Consider the following 22,929-nt stretch of genomic DNA (forward strand, 5'->3'; position numbering starts at 1 on the left):
GAACGAATTCACTGATCGCAGACAAACCTGCCGCAAATGCAGCTTCGTCAATTGGCCGCTTCCGGGTTCCCCAAAAAGTAGCTTAAGAGCTGATTTGCAGAGTTTATTGGGCATTCCAAATCTCAAGTTTTGGCCGTTGTCGATTGAGCCATTCAGACTAGCGGAAATCGCAACCATCTTCAGCCAATGGTCTAATCAAACCATATTTTTCGCGACCATTGGCAAATACAATGCAAAGGGTCGAACTGGCGACAAAAGCTTCTCGGAACGTGTTCCGCCACCCAAGTGTCTGTGTTGATGCCCATCCATGTTGCTGAATGTATGTCAACATGGCATCCATCAAATCGACCCGAACCTCTGCGACCGCGAACACCTTCAGCCTAAGGGGGTCTTCAGGCGAGACTTCCTTATTGTTCCAAAAATACGGCCTTAATTGTGGATCATCCACAAACACCATGAGATGCTCGTTCCAATCCTTAGCGAGCAGAGTGTATGTATCGAGGTTGTCTTGACGTTCCGATGCTCTCCACTGCGCAAAAGCAATCAGGAGAGCCGTAAGTCCGACAGCAGATAGAAATGCCTGAAATATTTGAAGCCGAAGCTTCCAGATCTCCAACCGTTTTTCCATACCACATTACATTTTAACTATTCCAAGTGCGAGGGTAAACAAAATAGCCAGCTGTACCCAAACTGTCATGTTGGCTTGTCGTCACATAGGCCCAACTGAACCTGAATTCGTTGGATTTGTTAGCAAACTGTGCCAACGCAATAACCATTTTTTCAAAGCTGCCTTTCGAAACTCGCGCAACATTGGTCAATATGGGCTTACTGTTGTCGTTGGAGCAAGCGCAGCATCTTGTTTTCAGTCGTGCTTGGCGCAGGACAGGACGGCCCAAAGCGGACATTCACCTCATCAAATCACGCCGCGGCGCAGCTTCACAAATCCGGTCTATGTTGCGTCCGCGAGATAAACGCTTGGCAAAGTTCGGCGATTCGTCGATTTCATTGCAGTCACTTTTGGCGAGATTAAACCAGCAGGCGCTGAAGTTCTGTGTCACTCACTGTGAACCTGAGGATGGTCGGTATGGCCATCTGGACGCTCTCGAAGCTGTGATCAAAAACAGTTTGACCTTCCACTTACTCGAAGCCGTAGGCCCCAAAGGAAACAACATCACCCACGTGGAAACATGAAGAAAGCCATTATGATTTCAGCAGTCCCAGCCGCAGGTATCCCCGGCTACATTTTCTGGCCTGTCGTTGAATCCGTTCAATCGACCGCAGGCCAAACCACAACTCAGGGCACAGCGCTCGTTGACATCGTTCTGCCAGAAACGCTGTCCACGAATGCGCTGATCGGCCAGCGGGGCTTTGAAGCGAATTGTGCGACCCGTCATGGATTGAACGGTGTCGGGCAGCAAGACGTCGCGCCGCCGCTGGTCCCTGTCATCTACGAGCCGGATCGCCACAGTGATGAGAGTTTTCAACGCGCTGTTGCACAGGGTGCCAGGAGCCACCATTGGACCTTCGGGAGCATGCATCCTGTCGAAGGTTTGACGGGCGCGGATATTGCGATGATCACACAAGATGTGCACGAGTTGCAGCGCGCCAACGGCATCAACTGATCATGCAAGAGTTCGATGGAAAGCGGATTGTCGCGACAACAACCTGGATCGCCATATCGATGCTGTTTACGTCACCATCAATGGCGAATCATGAGCTTCTTGAACGTGACCTCAAGGCTGGTTTAGCGCTGTACCAAGAGCAATGCGCTTCCTGCCACGGCAGTAATCTCGAAGGCCAGGAACACTGGCGTTCACCCAACAGTGACGGCGTATTGCCAGCGCCCCCTCATGACGAAACGGGGCACACATGGCACCATGATAACCAACTGCTCTTTGACTACACGAAACTGGGCGGGAGGCGCGCGCTTGCTGCAATAGGTGTGCAGGATTTTGACAGCGGGATGCCGGCATTCGACGACATTTTGTCTGACGATGAGATCTGGGACATCTTGGCTTATATCAGATCAACATGGCCTGAGCGCGTGCAGGATATGCAAGCAAGCCGCAACCCGCCGCATCAGTAATACCTAGCAATTCCGGCTACCCATAAAGTTGCTCAAAAAAACTGAGAAATATGCTTGACCCTCCACCTGCTGGAAACCCTATCTACTACGAAAGTCGAGCAGAAGAGTCATTAAATACAGGCCCATGAGAGTGAAGTGCACAGCCCTAAAGATGTTCCAGATCGTGATGACGGTCGGGCTTTTGGTGTTTGTCGCGTTCTCGTCAACACATGAGCATGTTTCGCAGGCAACAACAGTAAACACTGAACATGCCCAAATGGACCACGACCCCAATCCGGTGAACAGCACTCATGCAGAGACTTGCTTGGTTCATGTTGCGTGCAGTCTTGCTGCTATGTCGGGTCAGACAAACTTGGCGATTGCATTGCCCTTGTCCAAGACGATGACTCTGCCCCTTTACGACCTCGTACAACCGTCAGCCTTGTCGCTCACTGAAACGCCGCCTCCCCGCGCGTAAGAACGTCCTGTCAGCCGCCCGGTCGCTTGACTGAACCCGGCTGATATTATCGTTCATCAAATTTCGTTGGCATTCAACGCGTCCGATCGCGATGCCGACGTCACTCCAAACTTGAGAAAACCAATGACAGCAACGCAATTCATGCGTGTGGCTGCCACTTGTCTTGTCGTCGGAATGACCGGGACAACAAGTGCGCTTGCCGACGTGTACGATATCACAGTGGACCGCATCCGGATTGATGCGGACACATTCAAAAAGAAGGGTATTGGCTACAATGGCAGCCAAACACCTACTGTTCTTCGCTTCAAAGAAGGCGAGGATGTCACTATCCGGGTCAAGAACAACCTGCGGCAGTCGACTTCAATCCACTGGCACGGGCTGATCCTTCCCTATGATCAGGATGGCGTTCCAGAGATCAGCTTTGACGGGATCAAACCGGGGGAAACTTTCACCTATCAATTCCCCATCAAGCAGGCTGGGACCTATTGGTTCCACAGCCATTCCGGATTTCAGGAACCGGACGGGGCCTACGGTGCCATCGTGATTGAACCGAAGGGCGGGGAAATGATCCGCGCGGATCGTGACTATGTTGTGCAGCTTACCGATACGCATCCACATCAGGGAAAGCGCATAATGCGCAACCTGAAAATGTCATCGGATTACTACAACAGAACACAGCGCACAGTTGCCGATCTTGTGCGAGATTCTCGCGCCGATGGATTCAAACAAGCCATGGAAGAACGAAAGATGTGGGGTCGCATGCGAATGATGCGCACCGATGTTGAGGATGTTCAGGGCTTTGCCGCAATGATCAACGGCGCGACGACAAGCCAGAATTGGACAGGGCTGTTTAAGCCTGGTGAGAAAGTTCGACTCCGCTTGGTCAATTCTTCTGCCATGACCTACTTCGACGTGCGCATTCCCGGCCTCAAAATGACAGTCGTTCAGGCGGACGGAAACGATGTGAAACCAGTGGTGGTTGACGAGCTTCGTATCGCTGTGGCCGAGACCTATGACGTGATTGTGCAGCCGCGAAAAGCGCAAGCCTACAGCATCTTTGCGGAATCCATGGGACGTACCGGCGTGGTGCGCGGAACGCTTGCACCTGCCGAGGGCATGGTGGGCCCGATGTACAAACTGCGCACACCGCCACTGCTCACCATGGCCGACATGAGCGGCATGATGGGTGGCATGAACATGGAAGACCATGTGATGCAGGCGGACCATTCCATGATGGACATGACGCCAGCCGCCCCAGTCGAAAAGAAGAAACAGGGCGAGATGGACCATAGCCAGATGGACCATGGTGCAATGAATCATAGCCAAATGAACACTGATCAGATGGACCACTCGGCCATGGGTCACGACCAGATGAGCAATGATCAAGTGGATCACGCCGCAATGGGTCATGGCGAACCATCCAAGACCGCGGCAATGCCTGCGCATGCCGGTCACGGTCAGGCTCCCAAGTCCATGAGTGCCATGTCACATGCACAAATGGGCCATGGCGCAGGGAACGGGGCTTCAGCACCGTTCTATGCCGATGGCAGCGGGTTGATCCCCGAGGCGGCGAACGGCGGGAGGTTCCTGTCATACCAAGACCTGTCGGCTGCAAAGCCGCTTTATCCGGATCGCCCACCGACACGTGAGATCGAGCTGCGGCTGACCGGAAACATGGAGCGCTACATCTGGTCCATCAACGGCAAGAAGCTCTCCGAGGCGGAGCCGTTGGTACTCTATTATGGTGAGCGGGTGCGCTTCAAATTCGTCAACGAAACGATGATGTCGCATCCCATGCATCTGCACGGTATGTGGTCGATCCTCGATACCGGCAAAGGCCGCAGAGACCCGATCAAGCACACAATCAACGTCAACCCTGGCACGACCGTTTACACCGAAACAGAGGTCGATGTGACAGGACAATGGGCCTTTCATTGCCACCTGTCCTACCATGCCGACGCAGGGATGTTCCGCAAAGTCGTTATCAAAGGAACACCGTCATGACATTGAAACGATCACTCAACCATCAGCTGACAGCTTTGGCGCTGTCGATCGTGGCGGGTGGGGTCGCGCAGCACGCAAGTGCAGAAGCTCTCACTTACGGCATTCAGGTCGAGCAACTGGAATATCGTTCGACCGATGACGGCGGGACATATGTCTGGGATTTCGATGCTCTGGTGGGGACCGACGAATTGAAGTTCGTGTGGCGCAGCAAAGGTGAAGTCGCAGAAAGCTCTGGTGAGATCGAGAGTCTGGAAAACCAGCTGCGATTGCAGATGCCCATATCCAGATTCTTCGATGCGGTTGTCGGGGTGTACGCACAAACGCCAGACCAACTGCCCGACAGATATGCAGCTGTTCTTGGTGTCAAAGGACTTGCACCACAGTGGTTTGAAATCGACGCAGATCTCTACCTGTCAGACCGGTCGTTCCTTCGGTTTGAAGGGGAATATGAGGCTTTGCTGACCAACCGCTTGACCCTGATACCATCCTTAGAGGTCACTCTGCCTGTGCAGGATGATCCGGCTTACATGCAAGCAGCGGGAGGGGCCACTGTCGAGATCGGCGCGCGCCTTGGCTACGACCTCATCGACCGATCGGTCGCTCCTTACATCGGCATCAACTATGAGAAATCGTTCGGTGGCACTGCTGACATGATGCGAGCTGCCGGTGAAGAGGATGACGAATTCTCAATCGTGACCGGTGTCCGATTGATGTTCTGAGAACCCCGCGCGGCGGGATCACCGCCGCGCATTTTCAGTCTCTCCAACCTTAGAAAGGACAGTTTAATGAGAGCAGTATTTGTCAGCGCAGCAATGGTTTTTGCCATGTCAATTCCAGCGATGTCAGGGCCATCCGGCGGCAGCCATGGTTCGGATCATGGAGCGGGGCATGGTATGGACCACTCGGCGATGATGACAGCGGGAATGCCCGGAAACAAAGGCGAAGCCCGCCGGGCAATTCCCGTCACCATGAAGGAGACCGACGACGGTGAGATGATCTTCACACCCAACAGATTTGCGGTGAAGAAAGGGGAAACCGTCCGGATCAAGATCTCGAACCGCGGCGAGCTTGAGCACGAGTTTGTGCTGGATACCCGTGAGAACAACCAGACTCACAAGGAACTGATGGCAAAGGGGCAGGACGAAAACGCCCATCAGATGCCCAATGCAATCACTCTGCAACCGGGTGAGAAAGGTGAAATCGTCTGGACGTTCACAAATGCCGGCGAGTTCGAGTTCGCCTGCCTGATCCTTGGCCACTACGAATCCGGCATGTTCGGAACCGCCAGCGTCAGTTAATCGAGTCGAGCTGCGCGCTGTAGTGGCGCGCAGCCACACTGCAAAAGAATTCCCCAAAATGGAAACTATGATTCACGCAACGGCTGAAGCTGTATTGCGGTTCTTCGGCATCGCCCTGGACGACGACGTCCCCCAAGTGCTGCATGCATTGTTGCACATTGTCCTAATTGTTGGCCCCGCTCTGCTCTCAGCGCTGGCGGTGTATTACTTGGCGCGCCTGACAAAGAAATTCAGATCGAACAGCGCCCGGCGAGCAGAGCCATTCATCGAAGTTGAAGGCGTGGAGAAGTCATTGCTCGCGCATGTCTTTGCAAGGACCCAACCAAGGCAAATCTACCTTGTCATTCTGAGCCTCGCAGTGATGCCCGTTTTCTACCTGACATTAGAGTTGCCCAAACAGATTGTGAACAATGTACTTGGCACATCACACCAACAAGACGTCAGCTGGCTCTATTGGTCGTTTTCGCAGTCGGAGCTTCTGAGTGTCCTAAGCCTTTTGTTTCTAGCGGCCATATCATTGAATGGTTTGATAAAATATCAGCTGAACACGGCAAAGGGCCGGGTCGCTGAGCGTTTTTTGCGCCATCTGCGTTTGCGTATCTATCGTGAATGGCGGTTACGGAAAACGTCGGCGAGAAAGCCGGAAGTGCACCAGGTCATGGGTCCTGAGATCGAACCTTTGGGAGGGTTTGCGTCAGACTTTTTGACCCTTCCGATCACGCAGGGCGGGACGTTCGTGACAATCTTGGTATTCATGTTTGCCCAGGATCCAATTCTCGGGGCAGCTGCTATCGCTATTTTGCCTGTCCAGCTTACGATCCTTCCCAAGCTTCAAAAGCTGATCAATCGACTAAGCCGCTTGCGCATAATGCACATGAGGCGGTTGAGCCATAAACTTACGTCGCAAATGGAACCAGAGGGGGATTTGCCCGACGACCTGTCCGAGATTATTGCAACCCTGCGCAAACTTGAAGAGACGCGGCTTCGAATTCACCGCGCAAAATTTCTGGCCAAGGCCCTCACGAACTTTCTGACCTCACTGACGCCGTTCTTTTTTTACCTTCTGGGTGGATTCCTCGTTTTACAAGATCGCATCACCCTTGGGGCACTGATTGCCGTACTCGCGGCTCACAAGGACTTTTCCGCCCCACTGAAGGAGCTGTTCCGCTTTTACCAACAGCTCCAAGACACAAAAGTTAGATACCGGGAAGTCCTTCGCTTCTTGCATAGCGCATGTCACGAATGACCGAATTCATGGCTGCGCCGTGACCGGTAAAGCAATTCAGGTGCAACAGTTTTCATGCTGCGAGCGCTTGCGCCATGAAAATCGAATTCACAGGTTGGGCTCGTAACCGACATTGGAGACAGCGCGGCATCGACCGAACAACAAGTCACGCTAACCTCGCAAACGGCCTAAAACCGCCATTTGACCACGCTGCTGGAGTTGCAGTGCAACTTCGCCAACGCGAATATTGGTCTTTTTACAAACCGTGTCGCGGATACTCAGGTGGTTGAGTTACCGGCCTTTTCGTTAACGATCTCGAGTATTCTGTTTCTTTGGATTTTTCCCGACGGACCTTTAGGCAGATCAAGCAAGATGTGAACTTCATCGGGTGATTTGAAGCGACCTAGCTGGGCTTCGCAAATCTTCGACAAATCCAAAGATGTCAGTTCAGAACCTTCGCGAATTTTGACAGCAGCCTCGACGGTTTCGCCATAGCTGTCGCTGGGGCGCGCAAAAGCGGCGGCTTCAACAACGTCAGGGTGGGAATACAGCGCCTCGTCGATCTCGCGTGGCGCTATGTTTTCACCGCCCTTAATGATCAGTTCCTTTAACCGACCGGTGACAAATACGTACCCGTCCGCATCCATTCGGGCGAGATCACCCGTTCGCAACCAGCCATCAGAGGTAAATGTACCTGCTGTTGCATCGGCGTCCTTGAGATACTCCCGCATCACATTTGGTCCGCGAATGACCAATTCACCTTCGGTTCCGTTTGGAACCCGTCGAAGGTTGGTGTCAAAGATCGCCGCCTCATTGCCGTACGCGACGCCTGGAGACCCAATCTTGCGAACACCTGGAGGCAACGGGTTGGACAAAATTTGCGCAGCGGTTTCCGTTAATCCCATTGTTTCAACGATTGGGATTTCGAACCGGTCTTCAAAGGCGCGTTGTACGTCCGGCGCCAATGCCGAAGATGCCGAACGACCGAAACGCACACGCTGGCGGGTGTCCGCATCTGGCTTGGTATCGGAGTGCAGCAGGTGAGATATTATGGTCGGCACAACCGAAAACCAAGTTGCCTCAACCTTTCCCAGGTTACCCCAGAATCTGCTAGCCGAAAAACGCTCACACATGGCCAGTGATCCGCCCGAAACAAGCGTTCCCATGACGGTAACGCACAGCCCGTTGATGTGGTAGATCGGTAATACGCAAAACCCGCGATCAATTTCGGACAATTCATGTGCTACCGCTGTGGTCCAGCCACCGGCCAACAGGCTGGAATGGGTGTGAACCACACCTTTTGGGCGACCGGTTGTTCCGGACGTGTACATCAAAAGCGCATGGTCGCTGGGTGATAGATCGTACAAGCCGTCAACAGCAACGTCGGATTCTGCAACTTGTAGTGGAGTGACTTTAGCGGGATCGGCCGTCCGAGCGAACATATCCATTTGTTCAGGATGCACAAAGCCATAGCGTGCGCCGCTATGTTCCAGCGCGTAGGCCACGGCGCTGTCACCCGCGACAAGGTTAATCATTGTTGCCCGGAATCCTCCGTAGAGCACTCCGAAAAGGACTTCCAAGGCCTCCCGGCAGTTGGGATAGAGGATGGCGACGCTTTCCCCCTTCGCGATGCCCAAACCGGTTAACGTGGCCGCTACCCGGCGTGCAGTTTCGCGCAATTCGCGCCAGGTCAGATCCTGTGCCCCGTCAGGGAAAACGAACCCGGTTCCTCCCTGACTTGCTCGTAGATCAAGCCAGTCACGGACGGTTCCCTTCGGTGGCTCTGTCATTTGCCAGCCTCCGACCAATAGTCGCCGAAAATCTCGTCCAACTCGGGTTCGCGCGGCGGTGTTTCACGTACAATCTTGGTGGTCTGAATAAAATGCCGCCAGTGTAGGTTGCCATCGATGGAATTACCCCCCCAACTGCCGCAGCCCATAGAGAGGGAAAAAGGCATTCCATTGGTGAAGCTTCCGCCGGTGGCGAAGGTATGCGCCTGGTTTACGATAATCCGGCAGGTGGGCAGATCCCGGCCCAATTCAAGCGCGTGGGTATCATCTGCCGTATGAATACCAACAGAGTGCCCGGCACCTTGATGCGCCAGAATGCGGGTGGCGGTCGCCTTCGCTTCTTCGAAATCTGCGGCACGATAAAGCGCCAGAACCCGGCTGAGCTTTTCCCCGGACAGAGGATGGTCCGGGCCTATGCCCTCGGTTTCTACCGCCAGAAACCTGGTCCCCTCTGGCACTTTATCGGCTATCCCCAGTGCCTGGAGCATTTTGTCGGCGTCCTGCGCTATAACTGAACGGTTTAAGTGGCCATCGGGCCAAAGCCTCATGATGATGTCACCTGCGTTCGAAGACGGCACCAAGGCACCACCTTCGGCGGCCATCGCAGCAACGAAGGCGTCATAAACCGTACTCACAACGACCACTGCATTCTCGGAAGAGCAGGACGTCGCGTTGTCGAAACACTTCGACGCAGCGATCTTGGCTGCAGCGGCTTGCAGATCAGCAGTTTCGTCCACGATCACTGTTACATTGCCCGCGCCAACCGCGACTGCAGGAGTGCCACAGGACTGTGCGCGCTGGACGTTGTTTTGACTGCCGGTGCAAATCACCCGATCAACAGTTTCCATCAGTTGCTGTGTTTTGGCTTTTGAACCTGGTGCCGGGATCATCTGGACCAGATCACGGTCCAGTCCCAGTTTATCGAATTCAGAGTGAATGTAGCCAATCAACATCTCGCAGGATGCCACACCCTTGGGGGACGGCGCGACGACGATGGCGTTACCGCCCTTGAGCGCATTGATTATGTTATTGGCAGGTGTCGCAGCAGGGTTTGTCGACGGCACAACCGCGCCAATTACGCCGATCGGCCGAGCGATCTCGGTGATGCCGGTTTCCCGGTTTTCACTGATGATGCCGTGGGTTCTTACATCGGCGATATCACGCAGCAGGCCCAGAGTTTTCCGGTGGTTCTTCGTGATCTTGTCCTGCACGTTGCCCAGACCGGTGGTTTCAACAGCAGTCTCAGCCAGAGCCCGATTGCGCGCTGGCTCCATGATGGCCCATCCTGCCGCAAGTGCCGCTTTGTCATAAAGCGCCTGACTGCCACCAGCTTCGAAATCCCTCTGCGCCTTGCGCGCCTGAGCCACGATACGATCTACTTCGGCTATTTCGGGTGAAATTCCGTCCTGAGCGTTCATCTTGGTCCTCAATAGGTTGATCGGGGCGGACCCGCTCCGCCCCGCTGTGTCTGTCCGGCTCAGAGACCGGCCAGCAACTCGTTCAGTGTCTGCTGACGCTGAGCCCACATCTCAACCACCTCATCACGTGTCATGACATGCATCGGCGATCCGCCGGCTTTCATCTTCTTGGAAACCCGGTCGTTGGCGAACATTTCCGGCACAGTTGCCGCCAGTTTCTCGATCACTTCCGGCGGCGTCCCTTTGGGCACCATCACACCCCGGAAATTGACCGAGGAATTGTCTACATCCAGCCCCAGTTCCATCATTGTTGGCACGTCCGGCAGAAAGGCGTTGCGCTCCAGATCAGCGACCCCAAGTATTTTGACGTTACCTGCCTCTTGCGCGCGGAATGCGTCCGACAGGTTGTTGATGCCACCCATGACTTCACCGGCGATCACCGCTTTCATCGCTGCGGCCCCGCCGCCTTTGGTTGGGATATAGGCCATCTTGGTTCCCGCTGCCTTGTCGATCTGCAGCGCGGCAATGTGGTGGCCGACAAAAAGACCCGCCCCGGATACCGTCAGTTTGCCGGGGTTCTCTTTGGCATAGGCGACGACGTCCTCCATCGAGTTGAACGCGCTGTCTGCACCGACCACGAAAACCGCCGGATCAGCACCCCAGTTTGCTATCGGTTCAAAGCTGTCAGTCGAATACTCTACGCCGCCCTTGATCGATTGAGCGATGAAGTGCGGTACATTGTAGGCCGCCAAAGTGTAACCATCCGCGTCCGCCTGAGTGGCAAACCAGTTCCAGCCTACGCGCCCACCTGCTCCGGGTTTGTTGATAATGGCAATCGGCATACCCAGTGCATCTTCGTTTCCGGCGGTCATAGTGACGATCCGCGCCTGAAAGTCGGTCGCGCCACCTGCGCCGTAACTGACCATCATCATGATCGGTCGTTCGGGGTATTCCTCGGCGGCTGCTGCACCCGTAAGGCTCATGAGGGCTAATGCCGCCCCAGCAAGTATGTGTTTCATTTGCGTTTCCTCCCAGATTAGGTTCAGACGCGCCCTGCGCGGTCAGAACAAAATTTCCTTTGGCGTGTAGACGTTCAAAAGCGTGGCAAAGAGCCCGTACATTACCGCCACGAAGATCACCGTAATCAGGCATCGCTTGAGCCAGGTTTTGAGTTCGGAGTGCGGAGCTGGATCATAAATTGACAGCAGAATGAAAAACGCGATCGCTGTCGCAGTGTAGAACCCAAGCGTTTTTGCCGCCCAGAAAACGTAGATCACCGTGATGATCAGACCCGGCAGCATGTTTGTGAACATCGTACGGGTCACACCGTTCCCGACTTTGGATAGCCCCAGCACCGCCTTGCCAAACGTCCACCCCGCCAGAACCACAAAGACCGATGCGATAAGACGTGGGAACAGAAACGCCTCGGCCGGTTGCTGAGTATAACTGACCCACGTCACCCAAAGACCAACTGCAAAAACCAGACCAGACCCAAATACGTGTTGTGAACGGTTCATGCCTGCGCCTCCTCTTTGGTGGTGTAGCGACGGTGCCGCAGTTCCATCCAGACCGAGTACGCGACTGAGGCCAGTACCACTGCAATCAGCAGCAGGTTCAATCCACCGGTCAGGAAATACGAAGCTTTACCCACGGTGGCGTCCGCGATCATTCCACCTTGAATAAAGTTGGCCTCAGCGATGGGTCCAAGGATAAGCCCCAAAACCAACGGCGCAGCAGAGAAACCAAAGCGCTCTAAAAAGAACATTCCGATGCCGAGACAGGCCATGACATAGACGTCGCCCATCGATCCCTGCACCGAATATGCACCAAAGACCGACAGGGCCAGAACGATGGCTGCCATCACTGATTGCGGAACCTGTGCAACACGCGCTGCAAGACCGGCAACATAAAGGCCGAAGATGCACATCAAGACCTGACCGATCAGCATGGAATTGATGAAAGTCCAGGCCACATCGGGATGATTGTCGAACAGGTCTGAGCCCGGAAAAATCCCGTGGATCAGCAATCCGCCCAGTAGAACGGCAGCGGTAGGGCTGCCCGGGATCGAAAGAGTCAGCAGCGGCACCAGAGAAGGGCCAACCATCGCATTATTGGCGGATTCCGCGGCAATTACTCCTTCGGAATGGCCGGTTCCGAACTTGTCCTTTTCGGATGAGAATTTTTTGGTTTGGTCATACGCGACGAGGCCCGCGATCTGCCCTCCTACCCCAGGGATCAGGCCGATGATCGAACCTGTAAGCGTGCCGATGCTCAATGCCCGTGTGCGGCTGAACAGTTCGCGAACGGCAGAAAGGATCGAGTGTCGCTGCACTTCAATAACTTCTGCGCCTGTATTGTACCGACCCTTTGCAAACATCGTCAGCACCTGTGGAATTGCGAACAGGCCAATCAGTGCAGCAATGATATTGATCCCCCCTCCCAAAGCGGGATGAAAGATAAAGCGCTGTGCCCCCATGATGTCGTCAAATCCGATAGTGGCCAGCCACAATCCGATACAGCCCGAGAGCAGACCTTTGACCACTGAGGCGGAATCCAGGGTGCCGATCACTGTCACACCCAGAATGGCCAGCCAGAACAGATGTGAAGGGCCGAATGCCAGTGCCCATTTTGCCAGAACCGGCGTCAAGAAGATCAGCAGGAGTACACCAAAAATGCCACCCACAGCCGAGGCCAGAAAGGACAACTGCAGCGCCCGCGCACCCTGACCTTGCTTGGCCATAGTATGCCCGTCCAATGTCGTTGCGATATTGGCAGGTGCGCCGGGGATCTTTAGCAAGATGGCGCTGACCGCTCCGCCAGCCACGGTTGACGTGTAGGCAGCGCCCAGCAGGATCAGTCCCTGAACAGCTTCTAGTTGGAAGGTAAACGGTATCAGAAGCGCAACAGCCATTGTGGGTGAAAGCCCTGGTGTCGCGCCCAGGATCAACCCCCCGATCGTACCGCCAAGCAGCAGCATAAACGACAGCGGTGTGAAGACGTCTCCGAAGTAATAAATGAATTCCATTCAGGGCCTCCCAACCCGTCGGTTCATACCTTTACTTTTGTTGACAATTCAGGGTAGGCGATGAAAATAGTATTGCAAATGTTTTCATAAATTCGACCTAGCGGGAGGATATTATGGCTAATTTTCAAAAGGGTAAGGTAGATATTGTAGCGGTCGCAAAGGCCGCAAAAGTGTCACCATCCACTGTGTCGCGTACCTTCAATCACCCGGATCTGGTGAACCCTGCGACTCGCAAAAAGATCAATAGAGCAGTCCAAAAACTGGGGTACATCCGCAACCGGGCAGCACAGACGATGCATGGCAAGCGGTCGGGCACCATCGGATTGGTGGTGCCCACGATTAACCATGCCATTTTCGCCGAAGTCATACAGGCCTTTTCGGATTCAATCGACAAAGCCGGTTTCAGCCTTTTGTTGGCGTCGCACGGTTATGACCTCGATCGAGAATATGCGATGGTTCGTAAGTTTCTGGAGCACCGTGTGGACGGAGTGGCGCTGGTTGGATTGGAGCATTCAGACGCTACCGCACGCTTGATCGAACAGCAGAAGATACCGGCCCTTGCGATATGGAATTTTTCGGAGGAATCTCCCCTTCCCTGTGTTGGGGCCGACAACCGGTTGGCCGGGCGGTTGGCGACTGAGCATTTGTTGGAATTGGGGCACAGAAACATTGGTCTTATCTTCCCCACAACCAGTGGCAATGACCGTGCGCAGCATCGGCTTTCGGCCGTGCATGACACATTGAATGCAGTGGGGGTTTCTGTCCCAATCGAACATGCATCGGAAGCGCCCTACAGTGTATCTCAAGCCAAAGAAGCGGCGTTGACCCTTTTGGCCAGGCAATCTCGTCCGACGGCTTTGCTTTGCGGAAATGACGTGATTGCACAGGGCGCCTTGTTTGCGGCGCAAAACCTAGGACTAAAAGTTCCCGACGACCTGTCGATTATCGGAATCGGTGACTTTAAAGGGTCTGCAGATGTTGAACCGGGCCTCACGACAATTCGCATCCCTGCAGAAACCATCGGAATACTCGCCGGCGAAAAGTTCACCGACTACATTACATCGGACGATCCAGTTCCGTTTCGGATCCGTTGCGACTTGGAACGGATCGTCAGAGGAACAACAAGCCGGGCATCTATTTCCTAGACAACCAAGACAAGCTCATTCTTGCGCCGAGCAGGCAAGATTTGACGTCTACCTAAATGCGGAGGCCAGTTGCTTTGGCGAATTAGAACAACTGGTCTTTAAGCGTATTGGGTGTCCGGTTTGTCGCCTAATCCAAGTCGTGTTGCATTTGCAGCGAGCTTCCGCTTCCCGCCCAAAATTCCGCATGAAATCTGGGATTTCACCCTTTCGTGGCCAAGTCCCGATGCATCTCTTCCAGTAGGATTTGTTCAGCTTCTGACAATGACACCGCCGGATTTGCGATCAAAAAAACAGATGCATTTGGCTCATTCTCATAAGGCGGAAGACGGAACAATTCACCTCTTGCTGCGTAGGGATCGGCCAAGTGAACGGGAAGGAAGCCGATGCCCAATCCGCATTCGATCATCCGTCTGACTTCGTTCACATGACTGGATTGCCCCCGAACATACTGACCGATTGAGGCACGGGCGCGGAATGCGGTCACGTCTCCCATGTGGCTGCCTCCCAAGACGTCCGCCGTGAAACCTATGAACGGTTCTCCTCTCAGGTCGATGGCAGCAAGATCGGTCTGACCGGCAAGATGGTAGCCGGAACCGCAATAGAGACCAAAACGCTCGTCCAGCAGTGTCGTCGAATTCAGGCTTTGCGGGATAACACCATCACACAGGCCAAACGTCGCGGACCCAAGTTCTACCATTCGGATTACATCTGCCGTCGTCGCCACCAAAATCTCAAGCTCAACACCTGGGTATTTGCTAAAAAACCGGGCAAGGCGTTCATTGAAAATACTGCTTTCAACATGGTCGATCGAGGCAACCGTGATTTTGCCGGTTAATGCCCGGGGCGCTTTTTCAAACGTCAGTGGCAACCTTGAAATCGCCGAGTAGATCTCGGTCGCCTGATCGTAGAGAGCTTGACCGGCGGGGGTGACGGAAATCCGGTTCCCCTTACGCATCAACAGGCGCTTTCCGGTGCTTTGTTCCAGACGTTTGACCGCCAAACTGACTGCGGGCTGTGAACGCAGAAGCTCTTCCGCCGCTTTCGTCATGCTGTCGTTCTGCACGACCACCATGAAAGTATACAGAAGGTTCCAGTCCAGATTTCGCGCAAAGTCACTCATGCCAGCTCCCTACATCATAAACATAATTAATGCCAAATCTAAAAACTATAAATTTGAATAAGGCAAAGGGATCGGGAATCCTCCTTCATCAAATCCAGCAAACGATCGGGAGGAACTCATGTTTGCGAAAATTTCACTGGCTGCCGTCGCCGCATCCGCACTGGCAACATCGGCAATGGCCGAGGACAAAACGGTCCGCATGGGAACCGAAGGCTATTATCCGCCTTTCAACTTTTTCGACAGTGCCGGCCAAATCAAGGGCTTTGACATTGATGTCGGCAATGCGCTGTGTGAGCGGATGGACGTCAAATGCGAATGGGTGACGACTGACTGGGACGGCATCATTCCGGCGCTGAACTCGGACAAGTTCGACACAATCATTGCCTCGATGACCATCACGGACGAGCGCAGCAAGGTTGTCAGCTTTTCCAAACCCTACTACTTCAACTCGATCCGTTTTGTCGCCGCCGAAGGTCATGGTCTGGAAAATGCTCTGCCTGCGGACCTGAAGGGCAAGATAATCGGCACTCAGTCAGCCACAGGCGAAGTTGAAATTCTTGAGCAGTATTTCCCCGACAGCGAACTCAAGCTGTACCCCAAGCTGGACGACGCGCTGCTTGATCTGGAAACAGGCCGGGTCGACCTTGTTCTGGCCAGCCAGTTCGTACTGGGCGACTGGCTGAAAACCGACGAAGGTGCCTGCTGCGAATTTGTCGGCGAAACCTTCCTGCCCGACTTCGCCAAGGGCACCGGTATTGCAGTACGACAGGACGACGCCGAGCTGCGTGACGCGCTGAATGCGGCGCTGGACGAGATCGTGGCCGACGGCACCTATGACAAGATCCGGGGCGAATACTTCACTTTCGACATCATGACCCAGCCCAAGAAAGCATCCGAACTTCTGGGTAACTGAGCAGTACGGGGTCCGCATTTGCCTGTGGACCCCACCGCAACCGGGGGACTTCACCCATGACAGATTTGCTTTCGCTACTGGCCTTCGGCGACGACGGCTGGGGAGATGAGTTATTGCGCGGCTTCTGGGTCACGATGGCTCTGGCTTTGGTGACGGCCCCGTGCGCACTGGCGATGTCGTTTGTCATAGCCTGGGGCAAGCATTCCAAGCGCAAATGGGTTCGTGCATTGGCAAATGGCTATACGACCGTGTTTCGCAGCCTGCCCGAGATTCTGACCCTGATCCTCATCTACTACCAGCTGCAGAGCCTACTGAACTTCGCGGTCAGGCTGTTCGTTCCGGATGCAAACATCTCTCTCAATGCGTTCGCCGCCGGTGTGGTCGCCCTGACACTTGTTTTCTCGGCCTTGGGGTCCGAGGTTGTGCGCACGGCCTATCAGGCCGTTGGTCAAGGTCAGTCCGAAGCTGCCGCTGCGATGGGCCTTCATAGGGCACAGGCTTTCTTTCTCGTGGTCCTGCCGCAGATGTGGCGGCACGCCATTCCCGCCTTCGGGAATCTGTGGCTGATCCTGCTCAAGGACACCTCGCTGATCTCGATCATCGCAGTGAGCGATATGATGCGCTACGCCAACATGGCGATCGCCACCACGCGCGAGCCGTTCTTTCTCTATTCGATCCTTGCGCTGATCTACGTGGCGCTGGCCTTCATCTCGGGGCAGATACAGACCGTCCTGGAGCGCCGCGCCAATCGCAATCTGGTCGGAGGGCGCTGAGATGTGGTCGCATGTAGCTGACAACCTCGATCTGTGGATCGAAGGACTACAGAATACGGTCAGCCTGACGGTATTCGGCTTCATCCTTGGCTTCCTTGTGGCCATTCCACTGGCCGCCGCTCGGTTGAGCAAGCATAAATGGCTGTCCCGTCTTGCCTATTTCTACATCTACATGGTGAGGGGCACCCCGCTGCTGGTGCAAATCTTCATCATCTATTACGGGTTGGGCCAGTTCCACAAAGAGCTTAAGGCACTGGGTGTCTGGTGGTTCTTCCGTGATGCATACTATTGCGGGCTTCTGGCCTTCACGTTGAATTCAGCCGCTTATCAGGCCGAGATTCTGCGAGGCGGTATTCTGGCCATTCCCAAAGGGACCATCGAGGCAGGACAGGCGCTTGGGCTGCACCGTTTTCAGATTTTCCGCCTGCTGATCCTGCCGATCACCGTTGCCCGGATGCTGCCCGCCTTTGGCAACGAACTGGTACTGCTGCTCAAGGCGTCGGCGCTGGTCAGCGTGATCACAGTTCGGGATCTGATGGGACAGGCGCGCTACCTGTTCGGTGAAACCTTTGATCTGGGCGTCTTTTATATCGCCGCAGTAAACTACCTGATCGTCGTTCTTCTGATCGAAGCGATCTGGCGGCACCTCGAAAACCGCAACGTCTGGCTCAAGTATAAGGGATAATTGCGATGAAGATTCAGGCAGACGACATCGCGTTCGGTCGCGAAGGGGTGTTTCGCACCGCGGCCGGCCCGGACGGAACTCACGTGGAAATGCCCTATTCCGGCATCCGCACATTCATGCGCCGCCGCCCCTCCGTTGATATGGATGGGGTTGATATCGGAGTTTATGGAATTCCATTCGATCTGACCACCTCGGGCCGCCCCGGCGCCCGATTGGGTCCAAGCGCGTTGCGGGAAGCAACCTCTCACCTGGCTTGGGGCGAGGTCTGGCCATGGGGCTTCGACCCGTTCGATATCCTTTCGGTGGTCGATTGTGGTGACGTGCCGTTCCGGCGCGGTCAGGTCGAACAGATGCGCGACAGCGCCATCGCCATGGCGCGCCATATCACATCATCCGGGGCCAGCACGCTTATGCTGGGGGGCGATCACTGCACCACTTATACTGCGCTGAAAGCCCATGCCGAAAAGCACGGACCGCTGGCGCTGATTCAGTTCGACGCGCATCGCGACACGCAGAAAAGCGACTGGTTCGATCACGGAACGTTCGTGCATCACGCGATGAACGAGGGGCTGATCGACCCTGAGCACTCGGTCCAGATCGGAATCCGCACATTTTATGAGGATGATGACCCGATCACCGTTCTCTACCGTGACTGGATGCATGACCATGGCTGGCGTGGAGCACTGGAAAAGGTCCGAGAGGTTGTCGGAAATCGCCCCACTTATCTGACGATTGATATCGACAGTCTTGATCCGGCTTATGCGCCCGGCACCGGTACCCCTGTCGTGGACGGGCTGACCCCGAATGATATCATCCAGTTCCTGCGCGGTAGTGTTGATATGAATTTCATTGGCATGGATATCGTTGAAGTGTCCCCTCCTTACGACCATGCGGATGTAACGGCGCTGCTTGGGGCGTCTCTGGCGCTGGAATACATCTGTGCCCGCGCCGCGCAGAGAAAGGCCGTATCATGACCCACCGCGTCGCCATCATCGAGTTCATCAACGAAAGCAACACATTCACCGTTATGCGGACGGTAATGGATGACTTTCACGCCTCGCATTACTTCAAAGGTGATGAAATTCCGGCCAACTTCCGCGGTACCGGGTCCGAGGTCGGCGGTGCGATTGAGGTCGCCGAGGCGCGTGGCTGGACGCCCGTCTATATCACCGCCGCCCATGCCGAACCAAACGGCCCAGTTACCGAGGCCGCACGGGCCGAAATCACCGGAGAGTGTGTCCGCCGCCTGCGTGAAAACGGGCCGTTCGACGGAGTATTTGTCGCGCTGCACGGCGCGATGGTGACCGAGACCGACCAAGACGGCGACTGCCAGTTCCTGCGCGAAATCCGGGCTGTTGTGGGGGATGAGGTTCCACTGACCATCACGCTTGATTTGCACGCCAACATTTCGGACGAGACCGCAAAGCTGGCGCAAATCGCCGTGTCGTTCCGCACCTATCCGCATGTGGACATGCGCGAGGTCGGGGTCGAGGCCTGCGAGCTGCTGCACCGGGCACTTGAGGATGAGATCGCACCAAAGCTGTTGATCCGCCGCCCGCCGATGCTGGTGGGTTGCGATGATGGGCGCACAACTGAAAACGGCCCGATGTGCCGCCTGCTGGAAGATGCGGCAGAGGAAATGCAGACCCCCGGTATTTTGAACGTCGCGATCAATGCCGGGTTCACCGATGCCGATGTCTGGGCCGCCGGACCATCGGTTCTGGTGACCTATGACGCGGCCACAACTGCCATCGAAACTGCGATAGGCTGTGCGGATCGGATGTGCGACAGAATCTGGTCGTTCCGCGATCAGTGGGACCTGCCAATTCCGTTGGAAGATTGTATCGCGCAACTCAAAACCTCTACAGCAGGCACTGGCCCTATCGTGGTTGCGGATTTTTCCGACAACCCCGGCTCGGGCGCATACAGCGACTGTACCGCGCTTATCGCAGCCATGTTGGAGGCTGGAATTCAGAACGCGGCAGCCGGGGCGCTTTTTGACCCCGAAGCCGTCGCCCAGCTCGTCTCCCACGGTGTCGGCGCCACAGTCACTCTCCCCCTCGGTGGCAAAACCGACGCGTCCGTGGGTGGCGGGCCGCTGGAGGTGACCGGTAAGATCATGGCCATCAGCGATGGCAGCTTTACCTTCGAAGGTCCGATGTTCACCGGGCTTCCGAGCTCAACCGGGCAAAGCGTCTGCCTGCGGGTGAAGGGGATCGACATCATGATCGTTTCCGACCGGATGCAGATGCTGGATAAAAACGTGTTCCGCGTTGTGGGGATCGAACCGGCGGACAAGGCCGTTCTGGCCGTAAAGTCGATGCAGCATTTTAAAGGAGCCTTCGGCCCGATTGCGTCGCACATCATCATCACCGACGCAGGTGGGTTGTGCACTCCCAACGTCAAACGCCGCACCTATACCCGCCTGCGTCGCCCTGTCTTTCCGCTGGATGAGATCAATGCCTGAGATTTTCGACATCGCCATCATCGGGGGCGGAATTACCGGGGCCTCTGTCGCGTTTTTTCTGGACGGACAGCGTTCGGTTGTCCTGTTGGAACAGGAAACCTCGCTTGGCTATCATTCCACCGGACGCTCAGCCGCGGAATTCACCCGCCGGTTTCATTCGAAAGTGACAGGACAGCTCACGCGGGCCAGCAGTGACTTCATGATGCAGCCACCAGCTGGGTTTGCCGAGGTCGACCTGCTGCGCCCAAGGGGCAACCTGTTGATCGCTGACGCCGAAAAGGCAGACCATTTGCTTCAGGTGTTTGAGCGCGAACGGGCAAACACACCTGAAGGTACATCGCCGGTCGAGTTGCTGAACATCGATCAAGCTTTGGAGAAAATGCCCTTCCTCGACCCTGATTGGGTCAAGGCGGCGTTTTTCGATCCCGATTGCTGGGATGTCGAGGTGGAAAGCCTGTTGCAGGGATACACGCGCGGGGCCAAGGCCAAAGGCGCCGAAATTCGCCACTCCAGCGTCGTGACCGCCGCCCATCAGGAAAGCGATCACTGGGTGCTGGAAACATCCAGTGGTGAGGTAAGAGCCCGCATGGTCGTCAATGCCGCTGGAGGCTGGGCTGATCCGGTTGCCGGGATGTTCGGCGCTGACCCATTGGGCATCGTGCCCCACCGCCGCACGGCAATCAGCGTTAAGGTTCCGGATTTCGATGTATCCCACATGCCCGAGGTCAATGAGATCGATGAAGTGTTCTATTTCAAACCGGACGCGGGCCAATTGATGGTCAGCCCCGCGGACGAAACCCCTGTCGACCCGCACGACGCTTGGCCCGAGGAATTGGATATCGCTTACGCGGCCCATTACCTGAGCGAATGCACCACGCTGGAGGTCACACGTGTCGCCCATAGCTGGGCGGGATTGCGCACATTTGCCAAGGACAGATTGCCCGTCATTGGGTTCTCGGGACAGATCGATGGCCTGTTCTGGCTGGCCGGTGTCGGCGGATACGGTATCCAGACCTCGCCGGCAGTGGGCCAACTCGCCGCGTCGCTGCTGACCGGCGCAAATATGCCCTCCAATCTGACCGGGGCGGGCGTTGAACCTACCCTGTTCTCCCCTTCCCGTTTTGAAAGCTGACTCATGAAAATTCTCGATGCAGAAACAACGGCAGGCGTGCTTCCCTTTGGTGGTCTGATCGATCAGATGGAAGGGCTGTTCGCAAGCGGTCTGACTGCGCCCGACCGCCACCACCACACCATGCCGATGCAGGGTGAACCTGACGCGACGCTGTTGCTGATGCCTGCCTGGACCGAAAACCTGGGCTGCGTCAAAGTCGTGACAGCTACGCCGGGCAACTCGGCCCGAAAATTGCCTGCGATCGCCGGTTCGGTGCTGGTCTTTGACCGGACCACCGGCGAACATCTGGCCTTGCTCGACGGCGCGGTACTGACGGCACGACGCACGGCTGCAGCCTCGGCCTTGGGCGCACGGCTTCTGGCGAGGGAAGATGCAGTGAATCTGCTGGTCATCGGGGCCGGCAAGGTTGCCGCTCAACTCCCCGAAGCTTTCCACGCAGTACGCCCGATCAAGACCGTGCGCATCTGGGATGTATTTCCTGCTGCCGCGGAACGACTGGCAGACACCCTGAAAAAGGCTGGATGGGACGCTCAGGCGGTGTCTGATCTGGAAACAGCCGTGCCGCAGGCCGACATAATCAGCGCGGCGACGCTGGCAACGGAACCGTTGTTAAAGGGGGATTGGCTGACACCCGGTCAGCATGTGGACCTGATCGGTGCCTTCACCCCTGCCATGCGCGAGGCTGACGACCGCGCGCTTCAACGCGCCCGCCTGTTCGTCGACACCAAATTCGCAACAATTGAGGCCGGCGAGCTGAAGACACCATTGGAAACCGGCGCAATCACCCAGACGGATATTCTCGGGGACCTCTACGCGCTGACACAGGGCAATACCGGCCGCAGAAGCGCACAGGAAATCACTCTGTTCAAATCGGTAGGCAACGCGGTGATGGACCTTGCCGGTGCAATTACCGCCACACGGAAGCTGGAGGAGAGTAACCATGTCTGAACTTGCAATTGAACGTGAAATCGACCGCTCGAAGATGCAGGTGAGCGACGAGGTCGCCATCGAAATCACCAACATGAACAAGTGGTACGGGGCATTCCACGTGCTGCGCGACATCAATCTGACCGTCAATCAGGGCGAGCGGATCGTGATCGCGGGGCCGTCGGGATCGGGTAAGTCCACCCTGATCCGCTGCCTGAACGCGCTGGAGGAGCACCAGCAGGGTACGATCATCGTGGACGGAACCGAGCTGTCGAATGACCTGAAAAACATCGACAAGATCCGCTCCGAGGTTGGCATGGTGTTCCAGCACTTCAACCTGTTCCCGCACCTGACCATTCTGGAAAACTGCACGCTGGCCCCGATCTGGGTGCGCAAGACGCCCAAGAAAGAGGCCGAAGAGCGCGCGATGCATTTCCTGGAAAAGGTGAAAATCCCGGAACAGG

23 protein-coding genes are annotated in these 22,929 nt (G+C 55.7%); 16 read left to right on the forward strand and 7 right to left on the reverse strand.

Annotated features, from left to right (window positions below):
- Positions 1 to 157: 157 nt before the first annotated feature.
- Positions 158 to 628 carry a hypothetical protein gene (locus tag ACR0D6_RS14515; RefSeq protein WP_480765996.1) on the reverse strand — a complete coding sequence of 157 codons (471 nt, stop codon included), beginning with the start codon at positions 626 to 628 and terminating at the stop codon, positions 158 to 160.
- A gap of 110 nt (positions 629 to 738) precedes the next feature.
- Between ACR0D6_RS14515 and ACR0D6_RS14520 the strand changes: the two genes are divergently transcribed.
- From ACR0D6_RS14520 to ACR0D6_RS14550, 7 genes are all read left to right on the forward strand, one after another.
- Positions 739 to 1,191 carry a hypothetical protein gene (locus ACR0D6_RS14520; RefSeq protein ID WP_480765997.1) on the forward strand — a complete coding sequence of 151 codons (453 nt, stop codon included), beginning with the start codon at positions 739 to 741 and terminating at the stop codon, positions 1,189 to 1,191.
- A complete protein-coding gene (locus ACR0D6_RS14525; protein ID WP_480765998.1) occupies positions 1,188 to 1,622 on the forward strand; it encodes a c-type cytochrome in 435 nt (144 codons plus the stop codon). The genes ACR0D6_RS14520 and ACR0D6_RS14525 overlap by 4 nt, the downstream gene beginning before the upstream one ends.
- Before the next feature lie 59 nt (positions 1,623 to 1,681).
- Positions 1,682 to 2,086: a c-type cytochrome gene (locus ACR0D6_RS14530; protein ID WP_480766018.1), complete on the forward strand. Its 405-nt coding sequence runs from the start codon at positions 1,682 to 1,684 to the stop codon at positions 2,084 to 2,086.
- 580 nt (positions 2,087 to 2,666) lie between these two features.
- On the forward strand, positions 2,667 to 4,547 hold the full coding sequence (locus ACR0D6_RS14535; RefSeq protein ID WP_480765999.1) for a multicopper oxidase domain-containing protein: 1,881 nt from the start codon (positions 2,667 to 2,669) through the stop codon (positions 4,545 to 4,547).
- Positions 4,544 to 5,266: a copper resistance protein B gene (locus tag ACR0D6_RS14540; protein WP_480766000.1), complete on the forward strand. Its 723-nt coding sequence runs from the start codon at positions 4,544 to 4,546 to the stop codon at positions 5,264 to 5,266. The genes ACR0D6_RS14535 and ACR0D6_RS14540 overlap by 4 nt, the downstream gene beginning before the upstream one ends.
- A gap of 66 nt (positions 5,267 to 5,332) precedes the next feature.
- On the forward strand, positions 5,333 to 5,845 hold the full coding sequence (locus ACR0D6_RS14545; RefSeq protein WP_480766001.1) for a cupredoxin domain-containing protein: 513 nt from the start codon (positions 5,333 to 5,335) through the stop codon (positions 5,843 to 5,845).
- 58 nt (positions 5,846 to 5,903) lie between these two features.
- Positions 5,904 to 7,091 (forward strand): ABC transporter ATP-binding protein, encoded by a 1,188-nt coding sequence (locus tag ACR0D6_RS14550; protein ID WP_480766002.1) that lies wholly within the window; start codon positions 5,904 to 5,906, stop codon positions 7,089 to 7,091.
- A gap of 257 nt (positions 7,092 to 7,348) precedes the next feature.
- On the opposite strand, the gene ACR0D6_RS14555 is transcribed toward ACR0D6_RS14550, so the two are convergent.
- Genes ACR0D6_RS14555 through ACR0D6_RS14575 form a run of 5 tightly spaced genes read right to left on the reverse strand, consistent with a single transcriptional unit; the run spans position 7,349 to position 13,303 of the window.
- On the reverse strand, positions 7,349 to 8,860 hold the full coding sequence (locus ACR0D6_RS14555) for an AMP-binding protein (RefSeq protein ID WP_480766003.1): 1,512 nt from the start codon (positions 8,858 to 8,860) through the stop codon (positions 7,349 to 7,351).
- Positions 8,857 to 10,278: an acylating sulfoacetaldehyde dehydrogenase gene (sauS, locus tag ACR0D6_RS14560; RefSeq protein ID WP_480766004.1), complete on the reverse strand. Its 1,422-nt coding sequence runs from the start codon at positions 10,276 to 10,278 to the stop codon at positions 8,857 to 8,859. Before sauS ends, ACR0D6_RS14555 begins: the two co-directional genes overlap by 4 nt.
- 59 nt (positions 10,279 to 10,337) lie before the next feature.
- Entirely contained in the window at positions 10,338 to 11,297 is a 960-nt protein-coding gene (locus tag ACR0D6_RS14565; protein WP_480766005.1) for a Bug family tripartite tricarboxylate transporter substrate binding protein, read from the reverse strand.
- 42 nt (positions 11,298 to 11,339) lie between these two features.
- Positions 11,340 to 11,795, reverse strand: a complete 456-nt coding sequence (locus ACR0D6_RS14570; RefSeq protein WP_480451678.1) for a tripartite tricarboxylate transporter TctB family protein — start codon at positions 11,793 to 11,795, stop codon at positions 11,340 to 11,342.
- The gene (locus ACR0D6_RS14575; protein ID WP_170654400.1) at positions 11,792 to 13,303 is read right to left on the reverse strand and encodes a tripartite tricarboxylate transporter permease; all 1,512 of its coding nucleotides are present in this window, start codon (positions 13,301 to 13,303) and stop codon (positions 11,792 to 11,794) included. Before ACR0D6_RS14575 ends, ACR0D6_RS14570 begins: the two co-directional genes overlap by 4 nt.
- Positions 13,304 to 13,416: 113 nt before the next feature.
- Between ACR0D6_RS14575 and ACR0D6_RS14580 the strand changes: the two genes are divergently transcribed.
- On the forward strand, positions 13,417 to 14,448 hold the full coding sequence (locus ACR0D6_RS14580) for a LacI family DNA-binding transcriptional regulator (protein WP_480766006.1): 1,032 nt from the start codon (positions 13,417 to 13,419) through the stop codon (positions 14,446 to 14,448).
- 199 nt (positions 14,449 to 14,647) lie between these two features.
- On the opposite strand, the gene ACR0D6_RS14585 is transcribed toward ACR0D6_RS14580, so the two are convergent.
- Positions 14,648 to 15,568, reverse strand: a complete 921-nt coding sequence (locus ACR0D6_RS14585) for a LysR family transcriptional regulator (RefSeq protein ID WP_170654404.1) — start codon at positions 15,566 to 15,568, stop codon at positions 14,648 to 14,650.
- A 118-nt stretch (positions 15,569 to 15,686) separates the two neighbouring features.
- On the opposite strand from ACR0D6_RS14585, the gene ACR0D6_RS14590 reads away from it, so the two are divergent.
- From ACR0D6_RS14590 to ACR0D6_RS14625, 8 genes are all read left to right on the forward strand, one after another.
- Complete coding sequence (locus ACR0D6_RS14590; RefSeq protein ID WP_170654406.1) at positions 15,687 to 16,481, forward strand: transporter substrate-binding domain-containing protein; 795 nt, start codon at positions 15,687 to 15,689, stop codon at positions 16,479 to 16,481.
- A 56-nt stretch (positions 16,482 to 16,537) separates the two neighbouring features.
- On the forward strand, positions 16,538 to 17,254 hold the full coding sequence (locus ACR0D6_RS14595; RefSeq protein ID WP_480766007.1) for an ABC transporter permease: 717 nt from the start codon (positions 16,538 to 16,540) through the stop codon (positions 17,252 to 17,254).
- 1 nt (position 17,255) lies between these two features.
- Positions 17,256 to 17,939: an ABC transporter permease gene (locus tag ACR0D6_RS14600; protein WP_480766008.1), complete on the forward strand. Its 684-nt coding sequence runs from the start codon at positions 17,256 to 17,258 to the stop codon at positions 17,937 to 17,939.
- A gap of 5 nt (positions 17,940 to 17,944) precedes the next feature.
- Positions 17,945 to 18,913, forward strand: a complete 969-nt coding sequence (gene speB / locus ACR0D6_RS14605; protein ID WP_480766009.1) for an agmatinase — start codon at positions 17,945 to 17,947, stop codon at positions 18,911 to 18,913.
- Positions 18,910 to 20,406, forward strand: a complete 1,497-nt coding sequence (locus ACR0D6_RS14610) for a M81 family metallopeptidase (RefSeq protein ID WP_480766010.1) — start codon at positions 18,910 to 18,912, stop codon at positions 20,404 to 20,406. The genes speB and ACR0D6_RS14610 overlap by 4 nt, the downstream gene beginning before the upstream one ends.
- Complete coding sequence (locus ACR0D6_RS14615; RefSeq protein WP_480766011.1) at positions 20,399 to 21,538, forward strand: NAD(P)/FAD-dependent oxidoreductase; 1,140 nt, start codon at positions 20,399 to 20,401, stop codon at positions 21,536 to 21,538. Before ACR0D6_RS14610 ends, ACR0D6_RS14615 begins: the two co-directional genes overlap by 8 nt.
- 3 nt (positions 21,539 to 21,541) lie before the next feature.
- Positions 21,542 to 22,486, forward strand: a complete 945-nt coding sequence (gene lhpI, locus ACR0D6_RS14620; protein ID WP_480766012.1) for a bifunctional Delta(1)-pyrroline-2-carboxylate/Delta(1)-piperideine-2-carboxylate reductase — start codon at positions 21,542 to 21,544, stop codon at positions 22,484 to 22,486.
- Positions 22,479 to 22,929: amino acid ABC transporter ATP-binding protein (locus ACR0D6_RS14625; protein ID WP_480766013.1), on the forward strand; the 451-nt coding region annotated here is incomplete at its 3' end. The genes lhpI and ACR0D6_RS14625, both read left to right, overlap by 8 nt.

This window comes from Ruegeria sp. BJ6, from assembly GCF_056537885.1.

Coding starts and splice junctions, on each gene's coding strand:
- ACR0D6_RS14515 (WP_480765996.1), bottom strand. CDS start 628: ATGGAAAAACGGTTGGAGATCTGGAAGCTTCGGCTTCAAATATTTCAG.
- ACR0D6_RS14595 (WP_480766007.1), top strand. CDS start 16,538: ATGACAGATTTGCTTTCGCTACTGGCCTTCGGCGACGACGGCTGGGGA.
- ACR0D6_RS14615 (WP_480766011.1), top strand. CDS start 20,399: ATGCCTGAGATTTTCGACATCGCCATCATCGGGGGCGGAATTACCGGG.
- ACR0D6_RS14540 (WP_480766000.1), top strand. CDS start 4,544: ATGACATTGAAACGATCACTCAACCATCAGCTGACAGCTTTGGCGCTG.
- ACR0D6_RS14580 (WP_480766006.1), top strand. CDS start 13,417: ATGGCTAATTTTCAAAAGGGTAAGGTAGATATTGTAGCGGTCGCAAAG.
- sauS (WP_480766004.1), bottom strand. CDS start 10,278: ATGAACGCTCAGGACGGAATTTCACCCGAAATAGCCGAAGTAGATCGT.
- ACR0D6_RS14610 (WP_480766010.1), top strand. CDS start 18,910: ATGACCCACCGCGTCGCCATCATCGAGTTCATCAACGAAAGCAACACA.
- ACR0D6_RS14570 (WP_480451678.1), bottom strand. CDS start 11,795: ATGAACCGTTCACAACACGTATTTGGGTCTGGTCTGGTTTTTGCAGTT.
- ACR0D6_RS14555 (WP_480766003.1), bottom strand. CDS start 8,860: ATGACAGAGCCACCGAAGGGAACCGTCCGTGACTGGCTTGATCTACGA.
- ACR0D6_RS14550 (WP_480766002.1), top strand. CDS start 5,904: ATGGAAACTATGATTCACGCAACGGCTGAAGCTGTATTGCGGTTCTTC.
- ACR0D6_RS14530 (WP_480766018.1), top strand. CDS start 1,682: ATGCTGTTTACGTCACCATCAATGGCGAATCATGAGCTTCTTGAACGT.
- ACR0D6_RS14545 (WP_480766001.1), top strand. CDS start 5,333: ATGAGAGCAGTATTTGTCAGCGCAGCAATGGTTTTTGCCATGTCAATT.
- lhpI (WP_480766012.1), top strand. CDS start 21,542: ATGAAAATTCTCGATGCAGAAACAACGGCAGGCGTGCTTCCCTTTGGT.
- speB (WP_480766009.1), top strand. CDS start 17,945: ATGAAGATTCAGGCAGACGACATCGCGTTCGGTCGCGAAGGGGTGTTT.
- ACR0D6_RS14535 (WP_480765999.1), top strand. CDS start 2,667: ATGACAGCAACGCAATTCATGCGTGTGGCTGCCACTTGTCTTGTCGTC.
- ACR0D6_RS14575 (WP_170654400.1), bottom strand. CDS start 13,303: ATGGAATTCATTTATTACTTCGGAGACGTCTTCACACCGCTGTCGTTT.
- ACR0D6_RS14565 (WP_480766005.1), bottom strand. CDS start 11,297: ATGAAACACATACTTGCTGGGGCGGCATTAGCCCTCATGAGCCTTACG.
- ACR0D6_RS14585 (WP_170654404.1), bottom strand. CDS start 15,568: ATGAGTGACTTTGCGCGAAATCTGGACTGGAACCTTCTGTATACTTTC.
- ACR0D6_RS14525 (WP_480765998.1), top strand. CDS start 1,188: ATGAAGAAAGCCATTATGATTTCAGCAGTCCCAGCCGCAGGTATCCCC.
- ACR0D6_RS14600 (WP_480766008.1), top strand. CDS start 17,256: ATGTGGTCGCATGTAGCTGACAACCTCGATCTGTGGATCGAAGGACTA.
- ACR0D6_RS14590 (WP_170654406.1), top strand. CDS start 15,687: ATGTTTGCGAAAATTTCACTGGCTGCCGTCGCCGCATCCGCACTGGCA.